Origin of the sequence: Zwartia sp., from assembly GCF_049655405.1 — a bacterium.
Lineage (GTDB): Bacteria > Pseudomonadota > Gammaproteobacteria > Burkholderiales > Burkholderiaceae_B > Zwartia.
In genome coordinates this window covers 327,926-344,384 of the sequence record NZ_JBASJR010000008.1, presented here as the reverse complement: position 1 = coordinate 344,384, position 16,459 = coordinate 327,926, and the positions used below count along the sequence as shown (strand labels likewise).

Here is a 16,459-nt window from a genome sequence, read left to right as displayed (position 1 = left end):
AGGAGACTCGATGAAGAGCTTTTTTCACCCCAAGCAAAAGTTGCATCATCCACAAACGTATTTGTCGCGGGGCAAGATGCGTGTGCCTCAAGAGATTCCTGAGCGTGCCGAGCAAATTTTAAAAGGTCTCGCTGAACTCAAGCTGCCCGTGTATGAACCCAGTGACTTTGGCATGGCGCCTTTGTTGCGCGTGCACGATGCGGCGTATTTGTCGTTCCTGCAACACGCACACGCGGAGTGGAAGCAAGTCGGTCCGGACTGGGGTGATGAGGTGATTTCCAACGTGTATGTGCGCGAACCCAACGCGCTTCGGGGTATTTTGGCCAAGGCGGGCAAGTATCTGGCGGACGGAAGTTGCCCGGTGGGTGAACATACGTGGACTACCGTCTATTGGGGCGCGCAGTCCGCCATTGCGGGCGCGAATGCGCTTTTGCAAGGTGATGACAAGGCCTATGCCTTGTGTCGCCCCCCAGGCCATCACACGCGCAAAGATGCAGCAGGTGGTTTTTGTTATCTCAATAATGCAGCGATTGCTGCCGAGTTATTACGGGAAAAATTTAAACGCGTGGTGATTTTGGATACCGACGTGCATCACGGTCAGGGTGTGCAGGAGATTTTTTATAACCGCGACGATGTGTTGTATGTATCCGTACATGGTGATCCAACGAATTTCTACCCTGTGACAGCAGGCTTTGAAGATGAGACTGGCGCCGACACAGGCGCGGGATACAACCTCAACTTGCCGATGGCGCATGGCTCAAGCGAAGTAGTATTTTTTGAACGTGTCGCACAAGCACTGAAGGCGATCGAAGCGTTCAAGCCAGAGGCGTTGGTATTGTGTTTGGGCTTTGATGTGTACAAGGATGATCCGCAGACCAAGGTTGCCGTGACAACCGAGGGTTTTAATCGCTTGGGCAAGCAAGTGGCTGCATTGGGATTGCCCACGCTGGTGGTGCAAGAAGGTGGTTATCACCTTGAGACACTTGCGACCAACACCGTGAGCTTTTTTAACGGCTTTCTTTCCCGCGCTTAGTCTGCGGCATTAATCTGGCAGACAGCTTTCGCCGCGGATTAGGTCGGCAAAGGTTTCACGTTGGCGAATGACATAAAAGTGCTCGCCATCGACCATCACTTCAGCGGGACGTGGGCGACTGTTGTAGTTGCCCGCCATCACAAAACCGTAGGCGCCCGCAGACTCAATCGCAAGGACATCGCCCTCATGAAGGGCGAGCTTTCGCGCACGTGCTAACCAGTCTGCACTCTCGCATACTGGGCCCACGACGTCATAGAGTGTTTGCTCGCTGGTGCGTGGCTTGAGTGGCAGCACGCCATGCCACGCCTCGTACAGGGCGGGACGCATCAGGTCGTTCATCGCTGCATCCACAATCGCAAAATTTCGCGCTTCGGTGTGCTTGAGAAACTGCACGGAGGTCAAGAGTACGCCAGCATTGCCGACGAGTGAGCGACCGGGTTCGAGCACCAGTTCGAGATGGTCAAAGCCGCGCGCTTTGAGTTGCGCAAATACTTTGTCCAGCAAGAGCTTGGGTGCAAGCGGGGTTTCGTCGTCATAACGAATACCCAAACCGCCACCCAAATCCAGATGTTTGAGGGTGATGCCTAGGCTCACGAGTTGCTCAATGAGCTTGAGAAGCTTGTCGAGCGCGTCCAGATAGGGGCTGACCTCGGTAATCTGCGAGCCGATGTGACAATCAACGCCCACCACTTGAATGCCTGGCAAAGTGGTGGCCAGTTGATAGGCAGCGGGTGCTTCTTCGATCGCAATGCCGAATTTATTTTCTTTGAGACCGGTAGAAATATAAGGATGCGTTTGCGCATCGACATCGGGATTGACACGAAGCGATACGGAGGCGACTTTGCCCATACGTGTCGCTACGGCTGACAGGCGCTTGAGCTCAGGGAGCGACTCAACGTTAAAGCACTTTACGCCAGCTTCGAGTGCGGCCTGCATTTCCCAGTCTTGTTTGCCGACACCCGAAAATACGACTTTGGCGGGGTTGGCGCCAGCCGCGAGAACGCGGGCGAGCTCGCCACCAGAGACGATGTCAAAGCCGCTACCCAAGCGTGCAAACTCTTTTAAAACGGCGAGATTTGAATTGGCTTTCATGCCAAAGCACACCAAGACGCGGTGCGCGCCGATGGCCTCTTGATAAGAGGACCATGCCGTCGCTAAGGCTGCGCGCGAGTATACGTAAAGAGGGGTTCCGAGCTGTTGCGCGAGAGTCGACAGCGCGACGCCCTCGGCGAAGAGTTCACCATTTTGATAGTGAAAGTGGGGAAATCCAGCAGGTGTGGCAGCGGTTGTCATAAAGTGGGAAGCAGTGATTGAAGCGGTCATGTTAGGGCTGTGGGTATTCAGGGTTTAGCGGACGCACTCAAGCACAATACAACAGGTGCCAGAGGCTGCGTCACTTGACCACGCCGATCAAGGTTTATTGTTGGTCTGCGTGACAGTTGAATTGATATTTGGATCCTGTGCACCAGGGTTGGGAGTCGTTTGGCTGACCGCGGTTTGTGGTGCGTCAGCCGGTTTGGACGCCCCTGGTTTAGGTGGCGGCAGATACAGTGGTCCTTTGAAGCCACAGCCAGCGAGCCACCCTGTGAGGGCGAGCATCGCTACAATGCTTGCAAAACTGCGACGATGGATGTTGTGAATCACTGCACACTCCCTCAATATTGAGGACCAAGGATTATGAACGATACTGAATTTCACACACGGGCAACCGCCATTCTAGATGCAATAGAGGCTCAAGCCGATCATTGGTTTGAACAACTTGATCTGGATGTTGAAACCAAGCGAAACGGCAACGTGCTAAACCTCATTTTTGAAAGCGGTCACCAGGTGGTCATTAATAGCCAGGCGCCTCTTCATGAGATGTGGCTCGCGGCGCGTTCAGGCGGTTTCCATTATAAATTTGATGGTCAGCACTGGAAAGATACGCGCGGCGGAAGCGATCTGCATTTGCTGCTGTCTCAAATCTGCTCAGACGAAACCGGGCAGACGCTCACAGTCACTCTGTAAGCACACTGCCTGGTGGTCTGGTCATGAATTAGTTTCCGATAGGTTCGCGGCGGTTGCTACTGTTGTTACGGCTACCACGGTCATTGCCATTGCTGTCGCCGCCTAAGCTATCGAGCAAGTCACCCAACGAATCCTGCTTAGGATCACCCAGGCTTTTCACGGATTCCTTGGGTGGAAACTCTTTGAAATACATGTTTCCCCCTTCGATAATCAAGCCTTCAGGTGGCGGGCCGCGCTTTTGCTCTGGAAACTCTTTCAGTGCATTTTGCATGTAACCGAGCCATACAGGCAAGGAGGCGCCTCCGCCTGTTTCACGCGAGCCGAGTGATTTAGGCTGGTCGTAGCCGAGCCAGGCCACACCCACTAGCTGAGGGGTATAGCCTGCAAACCACGCGTCGACTGAATCGTTGGTGGTGCCTGTTTTACCCGCGAGATCGCCACGCTTGAGCACCTGTCTTGAGCGCGCAGCTGTGCCCGACGTTGCCACGCCGCGCAGCATATCGTCCATGACATAAGCGGTGCGTGCGTCAATCGCACGTGCTGCTGAGTCTCCCGCCACAATGGGTTTGGCGCGCATTAGCACCTGACCGCTTGCGTCGGTGACGTGATCAATCAGATAAGGTGTGACGCGATAGCCGCCGTTGGCAAATACGGAAAAACCTGCCGCTAGCTGCATGGGGGTGACTGCGCCTGAGCCAAGCGCCATTGGTAAGACGGCAGGATGTTTGGACTTGTCAAAGCCGAAGCGGGCAATGAACTCTTGCGCGTATTGAGGACCAATAGACTGAAGGATGCGAATGGAAACCATGTTTTTGGAGCGGGCAATTGCCTCGCGCATCGACATCATTTCACCGTATTCGCCACCGTAGTTTTTAGGCGTCCACGCTTTGCCTGAGCCCGTTTGCTCTGCAGTGAGTTCAAAAGGCTGATCCGAAATCATCGTACCGGGCGTTAAGCCTCGCTCAAGAGACGCTGCATAAATAAACGGCTTGAAGGCAGAGCCTGGTTGACGCCAGGCCTGAGTGACGCGGTTGAAATTGCCGTGAAAAAAGTCAAATCCTCCCACCATCGCTCTCAGTGATCCATCTTGGGGAATCATTGCTACAAAAGCCGCCTGTACGCTTGGGAGATTCAGGATTTCCCAGTAAGCGGGGGTTTTGTGCAAATACACGACCGAACCGCGTTGCAGCCGCAGAGCGGCAGGTGCTTTGGGGTTAAGCGCACGCGCGATGATCCCGATCGCTTTTTTGTCATTGATCACAACGATGTCGGTTGAGCTGCGAGCGACACGGACCTCAGTGGGTTTGACTGAGAGCACGACACCGGTGAGCATGTCTGTGCGGTCTGGATGTTTGTCAAACACACCGTCCAAAAACTCATCCAGCTTGGCGGCGTCATCCTCGAGACCCGCTGGGACGGTGAGTTGTGCCTCTGGGCCAGGATAAGGCGCGCGGCGGGTGTAGTCCAGCACACCCTCGCGCAAGGAGTCATAGGCCCATTTTTGGTCTTTGGAGTGAATGGTGGTGTAGACGTTCAATCCGCGTGTGTAGACATTGTCAGGATAAATACTGATCATGAGCTGGCGTGCAAGCTCAGCTGCGTATTCACCGTGTACGGCATAGCCGCCTGCAGGGGTGCCCTGCGAAGGTTTGATGACGACGGGTTGCGCCAAGGCCGCTTTGTATTCTGCGTCGGTCAGATAGCCGAGTGAATGCATGCGACCCAATACATAGCGCTGGCGTAAAACGGCCCGTGGTTTGTTGGCAATGGGGTTAAAGCGCGAGGGTGCTTTAGGAATGCCCGCCAGCAATGCCGCATCAGCTGGGGTAATTTCTGAAAGCTCTTTCCCTAAATAGGCGCGGGAGGCGGCAGCAAAGCCGTACGCTCTGTGTCCGAGATAAATCTGGTTGAGGTACAGCTCGAGAATCTGGTCTTTTGAAAGGCTGGCTTCGATTTTGAAGGTGAGTAATAGCTCGTAGAACTTGCGGGACCACGTTTTTTCGGAAGACAAGTAGAAGTTTCGTGCCACCTGCATGGTGATCGTGCTGGCGCCCTGGCTTTTCTGCATCGAAATCAGGTTAGTGAGTCCTGCGCGAACAACGCCAATCCAGTCAATCCCGCCGTGCTGATAAAAACGATCGTCCTCTGCGGAAAGGACCGCGGATTTCATGACATCTGGGATTTCATCAAAGCGCAGGACATTGCGACGTTCTTCGCCAAACTCACCAATCAGCACTTTATCTGCTGTGTAGACGCGAAGCGGCACACGTGGCCGATAGTCGGTCATCGCGTTGAGGTCTGGCAGGTTGGGCCAGGCCAACGCAAGCGCCATCCCAAGCAGCAAGGCGCCGCACAAGGTCAATCCTGCTGACAGGATGGTGAGTTTTAGTAAAAACCTGACGAGAAACGAGCTTTTCGGCTTGTCTTCGGTCTGGTCTTCATCGTCGAGGGGGTGGTTATATTTGCTCATTGACGGACATTTTAAAGGTTTTGAGAGGGTTTGCCCGGATCAGTTTGGGACTCGGGGCTGTCAATGGGATAATGTCGGCATGAATAATGAAGCGCTTGCGCCCGAACCGAACCCCTCTGGCGACTCGAACCCCTCCTCCGATCTCCAGGATCTGCCCCAAAGTGCAGGTCCGCTGGACCATGACAGTCCGATTTTTCTGGTCGGAATGATGGGGGCGGGCAAGACCACCATTGGAAAGGCGCTTGCCAGAGTCTTGCACAGAGAGTTTATCGATCTTGATCATGAGCTTGAGGCGCGTTGTGGAGTTCGGATCCCTGTGATCTTTGAGATCGAAGGTGAGCAAGGGTTCCGTAAACGTGAATGCCAAGTGCTCGATGATTGCACGGTCCGGCCCAATTTGGTGATGGCGACGGGCGGTGGCGCAGTGTTGGCTGAGGAAAATCGTCGCGCTTTGCAGAGCCGAGGAATAGTGATTTATTTGCGCGCCAGTGTCGAGGAGCTATTTCGCCGCACGAGCAGGGACCGCAATCGCCCCCTGCTCGCCACGCCAGACCCCAAGGCAACCTTGCGTAGCTTGCTGGAGATGCGCGAGCCGCTTTATGCGTCTGTGGCGGATGTCGTGGTCGACACTGGGACAACACCTGTTCATCATCTCGTCGCCCACATTATTGAGCAACTCAGGCAGGTCGATAAAGCGATTGATCGAAGCGCCCAAAGCCGCCCAGGCAACTCCTCAGCAAGCATGCGTGCCGATTTTGCCGCCAGTCACACAGAAGAGAATAAGCCATGCACACCGTAGAAACTGTCCAGGTGGCCACTCCGGGTGGTCATTATCCGATCAATATCGCGCCGGGTCGCTTGGCCACCTTGGCCGCTTCGATTCCAGCGGACGCCACGTCCATTGCACTGATTACGAACCCTGTTGTTCATGCGTTGCTAGGTGATGAGGTCATGCAGGTGCTGGCTCAGACTGGCAAGCGTATTGTGCCGGTGATCTTGCCCGACGGGGAGGCCCACAAAACCTGGGAAACACTCAATCAGATTTTTGATGCCATGTTGGGTGCACAGCTGGATCGGCGAACCGTCATTGTGGCGCTCGGTGGTGGTGTGATTGGCGATATGGCAGGTTTTGCCGCTGCTGTTTATATGCGAGGCGTGCGCTTCGTGCAGGTGCCCACGACTTTATTGTCTCAGGTGGATTCTTCGGTGGGAGGCAAGACCGCAGTCAATCACCCGCTCGGTAAAAATATGATTGGTGCGTTCTATCAGCCCATCGCCGTTGAGATTGATACCGATGTCTTGAAAACACTCCCCGACCGTGAAATGTCCGCGGGCTTGGCGGAGGTCATCAAGTACGGATTGATTTTAGATGCACCCTTTTTTGAGTGGTGCGAGAACAATGCAGCCGGTCTGCGCGCGCGCGAACCGGACTTGTTGGCGATCGCGATCCGACGCTCGTGCGAGTTCAAGGCCTGGGTCGTCTCCCAAGACGAACGCGAAAGCGGCTTGCGAGAGATTTTGAATCTTGGTCACACCTTTGGGCATGCGATTGAGGCGGGTTCCGGCTATGGCGTCTTGCTGCACGGTGAGGCGGTTGGAACGGGCATGATCATGGCGGCGGATTTGTCCGCAGAGCTATTAGGATTTCCCGTTGCGGACGTAGAGCGTGTGCGCAAACTGGTCGAGGCCATTGGATGTCCGACGGTTGGTCCGCGTCTTGGGGGCGTGGAACAGTGGCTCTCGCTAATGCGAGGTGACAAGAAAACCCGTGCCGGTGAAATCAACTTTGTCTTGATGCCCAAGATAGGTGAAGCGATTCGATGTGGCGCGCCGGCTGAGTTAGTCGAGCGCGTGATTCTGCGTAATACGGTTTGATCGATATGACGGAACTCGCTGCCTACGCCTCACGTTCCGAACAGAGTCGTGGTCGTCGACACGCAGAGCCTGCGCCCACCAATCGGAGCGAGTTTCAACGCGACCGTGATCGCATTGTCCATGCAGGTGCATTCAGAAGGCTAGAGTACAAAACACAGGTCTTCATCAACCACGAAGGCGATTTGTTTCGCACCCGACTGACACACTCACTTGAGGTTGCACAAATTGCCCGTGTGCTCGCCCGTAGTTTGCGTCTCAACGAAGATCTCACCGAAGCGATCGCGCTTGCGCATGATTTAGGTCACACCCCTTTTGGTCATGCAGGTCAGGATGAACTCAACGCCTGCATGCGTGAGTTTGCGCCCGAGGCTGGGGGGTTTGAACACAATTTGCAAAGCTTGCGCGTGATCGATGCGCTCGAGGAACGCTATGCGGCTTTCAATGGGTTGAACTTGTGTTTTGAAACACGTGAAGGCGTCCTCAAACACTGTTCACTTTCACACGCCAGATTGCTGGGCGATGTGGGACAACGTTTTATTGATCGAACGCAACCGTCGTTGGAAGCGCAGCTTGCCAACTTGGCCGACGAGATTGCCTACAACAATCACGACATTGATGATGGTTTACGGTCCGGTTTGCTGACGATTGATCAATTGCAAGCCGTGCCAATTTTTGAGCGTCACTATGCGGCGATGGTTCAGAAGTGGCCTACACTTAATGAGCGGCGGGTTGTTGCTGAAACGATTCGGAGCATGATCAATACGCTGATCACTGATGTCACGCAGACGACGCAGGCTAATTTGCTCGCTGCCGCGCCTGTGAGTGCTGACGCGGCACGGCTTTGCGGTCCACTTGTGGCGTTTTCTCCAGCCTTGCGAGCCGAGGCCGATGCGTTGAAAAAGTTTTTATTTGAAAATTTGTATCGTCACTACAAGGTGATGAGAATGACCAATAAAGCGCGACGCATCGTACGGGAGCTCTTTGATGCTTTTGTACATGAGCCGCGTTTGTTGCCACCTGATTATCGGCATGAGGATGCGGCTGCACAGGCGCGTGCGATTGCCGACTACATTGCAGGGATGACGGATCGCTATGCGATTCGCGAGCACCACCGGTTGTTTCGGATGGGCAATCAGTTTGACTAGTACTAGGGAGATCGCTATGACATCCACGCGCAAGCTTTTTTTAACCTTGAGTGTTGCAAGTGTCGCTTTATTGTCTGCGTGCGCGCAACAGTCTGCTGCACCGATTCGAACGGTTGAGCGCGCAGGTGCGCCTACAGCGCCTGTTGCAATTCCTGTGGCACCACCAACGTCCAATTTTGACCCGACAGCCGCCAATACTCCCCCGATGCCTGGACAGGTAGATTTTTCGGCTGCCCCAGACCCCACGCCTCCTGCATGGACCGCCGCGCCTTCCCAAGCCCCGACCACGGCGGCTGCAGTGATGACGGGAGGACAGGCGCAAGAAGGTGAGCATCTTTTGGCGCTGGTGCAGGTTTGCCAAGCCAACGCGATGGGTGTGCGAAACCAGTGCTCAATGGGCTTTGCTGACACACGCGCAGGCCGTGAGGTGACCAGTCAAGTTCAAGCCTATTATTTGTCCACCAGTGCCAGTCTGGCGCCCAAGGTCTCTTTTGACAATCATTGTTCAGCAGGCTGGCTAGCCACAGTGGTGTCATCGCAAGGTACTGTCCAAGGGGGCGGTGTGTTACAGACCCAGGCGGCGGTCTGCGGGCATCCTTCTGCCGGCAATGCCTTGACGGCTTTGTTCAATGCTTGCGATGCACAGACACAAGGTGGTTGCCGCCAGTCCACCTCTGTCCAAGTCGCCTGGGGTTATTGGGATGGCAAACAAATGCCGGGAACAGAGGCTGATGTCGGACGTCCTTATCCTGCAGATCGTTTCGCCGATGCGCACATATGCAATTCGGCGCTACCCATCGTCGAGTCAGGCGTGTGTCCTTCTAGCGCAGCAGTACCGTTGCGCTTGCTCGGCTTGCCTTAAGCAGATTTTTTGCGAGACAACACCTTGCCAAGGTAATGCCCCGTATGACTCGCAGCACTTGCTGCGATGATTTCGGGCGTGCCTTGCGCAACAATTTGTCCACCACCATTGCCGCCCTCAGGCCCCATATCAATCACCCAGTCGGCGGTTTTGATCACATCGAGATTGTGTTCAATCACCACCACCGTATTGCCTGCTTCGACAAGCTGATTGAGCACGCGCAACAATAAGGCAATATCGTGAAAGTGCAGACCTGTAGTGGGTTCATCCAGAATGTAGAACGTTTGCCCCGTGCTCCGTTTGGATAGCTCAAGAGAAAGCTTAACGCGTTGCGCTTCGCCACCAGAAAGTGTGGTGGCGCTCTGACCCAGGCGCAAATAGGACAAACCGACATCCATGAGTGTTTGTAACTTGCGCGCTATAGCAGGGACTGCTTCAAAATATGTGAGCGCTTGCTCGACGGTGAGGTCGAGCACTTCATGGATATTGCGACCGCGATAGCGGATTTCGAGGGTTTCGCGGTTGTAACGCTTACCCGAGCAGACGTCACAAGGGACGTACATGTCCGGCAAGAAATGCATTTCAACCTTGACCACGCCATCGCCCTGACAGGCTTCGCAACGACCACCTTTGACGTTAAAACTAAAGCGCCCCGGATCGTAACCACGCGTGCGCGATTCAGGTACGCCGGCAAACAATTCGCGAATCGGAGTGAACATGCCCGTGTAGGTTGCCGGGTTGCTGCGGGGCGTGCGACCGATTGGACTTTGGTCGACACTAATGATTTTGTCGAAATGCTCTAGACCGTTCAAGCCGGTATAGGGGGCAGGCTCGGCTTGCGCATGATGTAAGGCACGAGACATCACGATGGCGAGTGTGTCGTTGATCAGCGTGGATTTACCCGAACCGGAAACGCCTGAGATACAGACAAATTTTCCTTCTGGAATCCTTAGATCCACTGACTTGAGATTGTTGCCCGTACAACCCGTCAGCTCGAGCCACTTTTGCTCTTCATCCAGAGGACGTCGTTTAGGGACCGCGATCTCTTGCGCGCCGCTCATGTACTGACCCGTGAGTGAGTCGGGGTTTTGCTCGATTTGTGCAGGGGTGCCTTGCGCGACGATTTGACCACCGTGCTCACCTGCACCGGGACCCATATCCACGACCCAGTCGGCTTCGCGAATCATGTCTTCATCGTGCTCGACAACGATGACACTATTGCCCAGATCGCGCAGGTGATGCAAGGTGGCGATCAAACGATCATTGTCACGCTGATGCAGACCAATCGAGGGTTCGTCCAGAACATACATCACACCGGTCAAGCCGGAGCCGATCTGGCTGGCCAAGCGAATGCGTTGTGCTTCGCCACCGGAGATTGTGTCGGCACTCCGATCCAGGGACAGATAGTTCAGACCGACGTTATTCAGAAAGCTCAGGCGTGCTTCGATTTCTCGGACGATACGCTGCGCGATTTCTGCGCGCGCACCCGTCAGCTTGAGGTCTTGAAACCATTTCAGACAAGTCGAGAGCGGTTGTGCCTCGACTTCATAAATCGCCAGGCCCTGCTCTTGCCAGTTGCTTCCTTCGGGCGTGTCGAGCAACTGTGCAGGAGGCGCAATGCGCTCGTCACCAATGCGGACATGGCGTGCTTCTGCACGCAGACGCGAACCATGACAAACCGGGCAGGTTTGGACAGCGCGATATTTACCGAGCTCTTCGCGCACGGCCGAGGAGTCGGTTTCTTTCCAGCGACGTTCGAGGTTAGGGATGACCCCCTCAAAGGTGTGGCGCTTGACGGTACTGCGACCATTTTCATTCAAGTAGAAAAATGGAATCTCAACTGTTCCGGAGCCGTACAACACAATCTGACGGATTTCCTCGGAAAGACTTTCCCAGGTGGCCTCGATATCGAATTCGTAGTGTGTCGACAGGCTAGACAACATCGAAAAGGTAAACGCATTGCGTTTATCCCAACCGCGAATGGCGCCCGAGCCGAGACTGAGCTCGGGAAAGGCCACAACGCGTTTAGGATCAAAAAATCCCATGTGTCCCAAACCATCACAGCTTGGGCAGGCACCAACAGGGTTATTAAAGCTAAACAAACGTGGTTCGAGTTCGGGCAGACTATGGCTGCAAACTGGACACGCGTAGCGACTCGAGAATAGGTGCTCTTCGTTAGTGTCCATGTCGAGTGCGACGACTCGCCCTTGCGCGAGCGTCAGCGCCGTCTCAAAGCTCTCTGCCAGACGTTGCTTGCTCTCTGGTTTGATGCGCAGGCGATCAATTACGACATCGATATCGTGTTTTTCGTTTTTGTTGAGCTCAGGCATGCTGTCGAGGTCGACCATTTCTCCGTCGACGCGCACGCGCACAAAACCTTGTGCCTGCAGACTCGCGCATTCATCATCAAAGCTGCCTTTGCGAGTGCGAGCGATCGGCGCGAGGATCGCCAGCCTGCGTTCGGCGGGCCAAGTCAGCACGCTATCGACCATTTGGCTCACGCTTTGTGCGGCCAGCGGTAGTCCGTGTGAGGGGCAATACGGGGTGCCTACCCGGGCATACAACAGTCGCAGGTAGTCATGAATCTCGGTAATCGTGCCGACGGTGGAGCGCGGATTGTGGCCCGCGGCCTTTTGTTCGATTGAAATCGCCGGAGACAGACCCTCAATCAGGTCGACATCCGGTTTGTCCATCAGCTGCAAAAACTGCCTGGCATACGCCGAGAGACTTTCGACGTAGCGGCGCTGTCCTTCGGCGTACAAGGTGTCGAAGGCGAGCGAGGATTTGCCCGAGCCGGACAGTCCCGTGACGACCACGAGCTTGTGCCTGGGCAGGTCCAGAGACACGTTTTTGAGATTGTGGGTGCGGGCACCCCGGATTCGGATTTCGTCCATGACACGTTTTTGAAAGCCAACTTGGTACTATACCGTGCTGACGCGTAAATCGTCTGATAGCCCTTCACTCTGAATTAAGTCCTTGATGTCCGAACATACGCCTTTATCTCTGACCCCGACCGAACGCCGTGCCAGCGTAGCCTTGGCTGGTTTGTTTGCCGCCCGCATGCTTGGCTTGTTCCTGTTATTGCCGGTGTTCGCCGTAGCTGCTCAGGGGCTCAAGGGCGGCCACGACCCTTTGTGGGTGGGTGTGGCGCTGGGAATGTACGGTCTGACACAGGCTTTTATGCAGATTCCCTTTGGTTTAGCTTCTGACCGCTGGGGCCGACGTCCTGTTGTGCTGGCAGGCTTGAGCCTGTTTGTCGCCGGGAGTGTGGTCTGTGCCTTGTCGGATGACATTTTTTGGGTCACGATTGGTCGAGCGATTCAAGGCTCTGGCGCGATTTCTGCGGCCGTGACGGCATGGCTGGCGGATGCGACCCGTCCCGAGGTCAGAACCCGTGCGATGGCGATGGTAGGGGGATCGATAGGGTTGTCTTTTGCCTTATCCCTGGTGATTGCTCCCCTGATCGTGGGCTCGACTGGCTTGGCGGGTCTATTTTGGACGATTGCGCTGCTAGGTGTGGTGTGTTTGGCGGTCGCGCGTTTTGTCGTGCCGATAGTGCCGCCCACTCCCAAGCCTTTGCAGCCTGCACGGCCCATGCAAGTGCTTACTCACACTGATTTGCTGAGACTTAATTTTGGTGTGTTTTGTCTGCACTTTATCCAGATTGCGATGTTTGTGGTGATCCCTCCGCTTTTGTTGAGGCTGGGTGATCTCGATGCTGCTGCGCTCTGGAAGGTCTACTTGCCTGTCATCTTTGGTTCGTTTGTGTTTATGGTGCCGGCTATTTTTGTTGCAGAAAAGCGCCGTGCCCATCGCGCGATGTTGCGCTTATCGGTAGCGGGGTTGGTGTTGGTTTGTGCTTTCTTGCCTTGGGCCAGCCATAATTTTTACCTGTTGGCTTTTGGTCTCACTGGATTTTTTGTGATGTTTAACGTCCTAGAGGCCTTGCAACCCTCGCTGGTATCTCGAGTCGCCCCGTCCGACTTAAAGGGTCTGGCGCTTGGCCTGTACAACACCTCGCAGGCGGCTGGTTTGTTTTTGGGCGGAATGTTGGGCGGAACCATTGCCGTGCTGGGTGGAGCGAGCGCCGTGTTTTGGACGGCCTGTGGCTTGTCGGCGTTGTGGCTGGTGGTCACGTGGGGCATGAAGCCACTCGGCCCTAAACACTAACAGCCAAACACTCCATCAATAGCCAAACACGCATGTCAGCCAAAATACTCATTGTCGAAGACGAACACGATTTTCGTGAAGGTCTCATTGAGCTACTCACGCTCAAGGGCTTTGAGGCGGCAGGGGTCGGTACGCTGAGTGAATATCACACCTGGGTCACGCAGCACACCTATGACATCCTGATCCTCGACCGAAACTTGCCTGACGGTGATGGTGTGGATATTTTAAAAAACCATCAGTTGCTCAAGGGGGCGGGCTCGGTCATTCTGAGTTGTGAAGGTCAGCCCGAAGACCGCATTTTGGGGCTGAATGCCGATGCGGACTACTACTTGGTTAAGCCGGTTCAATTTAACGAATTGCTCGCGATTTTGAATCGGATTGTGCGTCGACTGGAATCCTCTGCACCTGCTTCGTCCGCGGAGTGGCTATTAAATATTGTTCGTTGGCAAATCATCACGCCAGACCAGCAGGAGATGGAATTAACGCGAAGCGAGTTTGCACTGATGAGCTGCTTTGTCGACAAGCCGGGTATTGTCGTCAACCGAGATCAAATCATCACGGGACTAGGCTTTAATCCTAAAGTGTACGACGCGCGCCGGCTCGAGGTGATGTTGCGTCGGCTGAGGAAAAAACTCGAAGACGCAGGCATCGAAAAGTTTCCCCTGCAAACAGTTTATGGTGTGGGCTTGGTGTTTAACGAGACCTTGCGGGTGCGTTAAATGTATCCGCTCACACTGCGCCCGTTTTAAGAGCGTCCGTTAAAAATAAGTTCCTGATCAATCTCAGAGACTTTGCTCACACCGCTCAGCTGCATTGCGCGGGAGAATTCGTCTTTTAAGATATCTAACGCACGCGCCGCCCCTGGCTGACCTGCGGCCGCCGCGCCAAAGAGCGTTGCCCGACCCGTCAGTACGCCTTGAGCACCGAGTGCGCGGGCTTTCAATATATCCACCCCCCGTCTCACACCGCCATCGACAAGTACGGGCACACGACCCGCCACAGCGGCGACCACAGCGGGAAGCGCATTGATCGTTGCAGGCGCGCTATCGAGCTGACGACCGCCGTGATTGGAAACTACGATTGCGTCAATCCCCATCTTGACTAAACGCTCGGCATCGCTGGGACGCATGATGCCTTTGACGATCAATTTGCGAGACCAGTTGTCGCGCATGATTTGTAACTGTTGCCAGTCGAAGGCGGGGTCATAATTTTTGCCGACAGACGAGGCGAGTTTTTTACCGCCCTGATTGTCACGCTTGAGCTCTTTGATGTTTTCCATTTCCGGTGCGCCCTTGAGCAGCATCGGTAGCGACCAGCCCGGATGCAAAGCAAAGTCCAGCACATTGCGCGGCGTGTATTTAAAGGGAAACACGAGATGATTGCGGAAATCACGTTCTCTTTTGCCGCCAACCGGCAAGTCCACTGTGATCATCAGACCTTCATAGTCCGCAGCATGTGCACGCTGAATCAAAGAGGCGAGCTTTTCTTTGTTTGACAGGATGTAGGCTTGAAACCAAAGGCGACCGGGTGCGGCATCGGCAATCTGTTCGATCGAAGCGGTCGCTGAGGTGGAGAGTGAGTAGGGAATTCCCATCGCGGCTGCAGCCCGCGCAATCGCAATATCGGCACCATGTCGACCAAAGGCGGCAGCCCCTGTGGGTGCAATCGCCAGTGGCATCGCCGAAGGTCCACCGACTAGTTCAGTGGTTGTGTCGACTTTAGACACATCGTTGAGTGCTTTGGGAACGATGCGAATCTGACGAAAGGCGTCGATGTTGTCGCGTAGCGTGACTTCTTCTTCGGCGCCGCCGTCAAAAAACTCAAAGATTGCGCGCGGTAAACGGCGTTTTGCCACCGCGCGCAGATCTTCCACACTAAACGCACTTGCTGCTGTGCGGTCTAGATTCACGATTTAATCAGCTTTGATGCCAGAGGCTTTGATCACACGATCCCAGCGCTCCATGTCGCTGACCAGAAACTTGCGAAACTCGGCAGGCGTATCACCAACAGGCTGAGCACCGAGGTCTTTCATGCGTTTGATGACTTCAGGATTCGCCATGGCTTTTTTGATCGAAGCATTGAGCTTGTCGACAATCGCGGGTGGGGTGCCAGCAGGTGCCAACATGCCGATCCAAGGTGCTGTTTGCTCGAACCCAGGAAAGCCTGAGGCATTCATGGTGGGCACGCCTGGGAACTCAGGCATGGGTTGTGACGAACCAACCGCCAAGACGCGGATGCGCTTGTTTTCAACGTGACCAGCGATGCCGATCATTGGATAGAACATAAAGGACACGCGACCAGACATGACTTCAGTCAAGGCAGGTGCGTTACCGCGAAAGGGGACGTGAACCATTTTTGCATCGGCCATCGTGCCCATCATGGCTGCCGCAAGGTGGGCTGAACCGCCATTGCCGGCCGAACCATAACTGATCGCATCTGGTGCGCTCTTGGCTTTATCGAGCAGGTCTTTTAGTGTTTTATATGGGGAGTCATACGCTGTGACGATGACCAGTGGGAGGTTTGCGACCAGCGAAACGGGAGCAAAACTTTTGATCGGATCGTATTCAGATTTCTCGCCTAACAACAGTTTGTTCACGTTATGTGAAAGCGAAGCGAACAACACAGTGTAGCCATCGGGCTTGGCTTTCGCGACTTCGCGAGTCGCGATGAGCGAGTTGGCGCCGGTGCGGTTTTCAACCACCACAGACTGACCCAAGTCCGTCGACATATGTTGGGCAAGAATGCGACCAATCACGTCCGTTGGACCACCTGCAGCAAAACCAATCAGCATTTTGACGGGCTGGGTGGGGTAGGCTGCAGTCTGAGCCACGCTTGTCAGAGGCAGGACCGTGGTGAGCGCCAGACAGGCACCAAAAATTATTTTTTTCATTTGTCTT

Annotated in this window: 14 protein-coding genes; 8 read left to right on the top strand and 6 right to left on the bottom strand. The window is 54.8% G+C overall.

What is annotated here, in order from left to right:
* Positions 1-10 precede the first annotated feature (10 nt).
* The gene (locus WBJ47_RS05555; RefSeq protein WP_422243484.1) at positions 11-1,033 is read left to right on the top strand and encodes a histone deacetylase family protein; all 1,023 of its coding nucleotides are present in this window, start codon (positions 11-13) and stop codon (positions 1,031-1,033) included.
* A gap of 9 nt (positions 1,034-1,042) precedes the next feature.
* Here the strand turns inward: WBJ47_RS05555 and lysA are convergent, their stop codons facing one another.
* On the bottom strand, positions 1,043-2,356 hold the full coding sequence (gene lysA / locus WBJ47_RS05550) for a diaminopimelate decarboxylase (RefSeq protein ID WP_424585260.1): 1,314 nt from the start codon (positions 2,354-2,356) through the stop codon (positions 1,043-1,045).
* 87 nt (positions 2,357-2,443) lie between these two features.
* On the bottom strand, positions 2,444-2,677 hold the full coding sequence (gene lptM / locus WBJ47_RS05545; RefSeq protein ID WP_422243184.1) for an LPS translocon maturation chaperone LptM: 234 nt from the start codon (positions 2,675-2,677) through the stop codon (positions 2,444-2,446).
* Positions 2,678-2,710: 33 nt separating this feature from the next.
* On the opposite strand from lptM, the gene cyaY reads away from it, so the two are divergent.
* Positions 2,711-3,040 carry an iron donor protein CyaY gene (gene cyaY, locus WBJ47_RS05540; protein WP_422243183.1) on the top strand — a complete coding sequence of 110 codons (330 nt, stop codon included), beginning with the start codon at positions 2,711-2,713 and terminating at the stop codon, positions 3,038-3,040.
* A 28-nt stretch (positions 3,041-3,068) separates the two neighbouring features.
* Here cyaY and WBJ47_RS05535 read toward each other — a convergent pair whose 3' ends face one another.
* The gene (locus WBJ47_RS05535; RefSeq protein WP_422243182.1) at positions 3,069-5,510 is read right to left on the bottom strand and encodes a penicillin-binding protein 1A; all 2,442 of its coding nucleotides are present in this window, start codon (positions 5,508-5,510) and stop codon (positions 3,069-3,071) included.
* Positions 5,511-5,589: 79 nt separating this feature from the next.
* On the opposite strand from WBJ47_RS05535, the gene WBJ47_RS05530 reads away from it, so the two are divergent.
* Genes WBJ47_RS05530 through WBJ47_RS05515 form a run of 4 tightly spaced genes read left to right on the top strand, consistent with a single transcriptional unit; the run spans position 5,590 to position 9,392 of the window.
* The gene (locus WBJ47_RS05530) at positions 5,590-6,309 is read left to right on the top strand and encodes a shikimate kinase (protein WP_422243181.1); all 720 of its coding nucleotides are present in this window, start codon (positions 5,590-5,592) and stop codon (positions 6,307-6,309) included.
* Complete coding sequence (gene aroB, locus WBJ47_RS05525) at positions 6,297-7,385, top strand: 3-dehydroquinate synthase (protein WP_422243180.1); 1,089 nt, start codon at positions 6,297-6,299, stop codon at positions 7,383-7,385. Before WBJ47_RS05530 ends, aroB begins: the two co-directional genes overlap by 13 nt.
* A 5-nt stretch (positions 7,386-7,390) precedes the next feature.
* On the top strand, positions 7,391-8,530 hold the full coding sequence (locus WBJ47_RS05520; RefSeq protein WP_422243179.1) for a deoxyguanosinetriphosphate triphosphohydrolase: 1,140 nt from the start codon (positions 7,391-7,393) through the stop codon (positions 8,528-8,530).
* Between the two features lie 16 nt (positions 8,531-8,546).
* Positions 8,547-9,392, top strand: a complete 846-nt coding sequence (locus tag WBJ47_RS05515; protein ID WP_422243178.1) for a hypothetical protein — start codon at positions 8,547-8,549, stop codon at positions 9,390-9,392.
* Here WBJ47_RS05515 and uvrA read toward each other — a convergent pair.
* On the bottom strand, positions 9,389-12,286 hold the full coding sequence (uvrA, locus tag WBJ47_RS05510; protein WP_422243177.1) for an excinuclease ABC subunit UvrA: 2,898 nt from the start codon (positions 12,284-12,286) through the stop codon (positions 9,389-9,391). The genes WBJ47_RS05515 and uvrA overlap by 4 nt on opposite strands.
* An 85-nt stretch (positions 12,287-12,371) precedes the next feature.
* Between uvrA and WBJ47_RS05505 the strand changes: the two genes are divergently transcribed.
* Both WBJ47_RS05505 and WBJ47_RS05500 read left to right on the top strand, forming a co-directional pair.
* Positions 12,372-13,562 (top strand): MFS transporter, encoded by a 1,191-nt coding sequence (locus tag WBJ47_RS05505; RefSeq protein WP_422243176.1) that lies wholly within the window; start codon positions 12,372-12,374, stop codon positions 13,560-13,562.
* Between the two features lie 32 nt (positions 13,563-13,594).
* A complete protein-coding gene (locus WBJ47_RS05500) occupies positions 13,595-14,281 on the top strand; it encodes a response regulator transcription factor (protein ID WP_422243175.1) in 687 nt (228 codons plus the stop codon).
* A gap of 26 nt (positions 14,282-14,307) precedes the next feature.
* Here WBJ47_RS05500 and WBJ47_RS05495 read toward each other — a convergent pair whose 3' ends face one another.
* A complete protein-coding gene (locus tag WBJ47_RS05495; protein WP_422243174.1) occupies positions 14,308-15,471 on the bottom strand; it encodes an alpha-hydroxy acid oxidase in 1,164 nt (387 codons plus the stop codon).
* A gap of 3 nt (positions 15,472-15,474) precedes the next feature.
* Positions 15,475-16,452, bottom strand: a complete 978-nt coding sequence (locus tag WBJ47_RS05490; RefSeq protein ID WP_422243173.1) for a Bug family tripartite tricarboxylate transporter substrate binding protein — start codon at positions 16,450-16,452, stop codon at positions 15,475-15,477.
* Positions 16,453-16,459 lie beyond the last annotated feature (7 nt).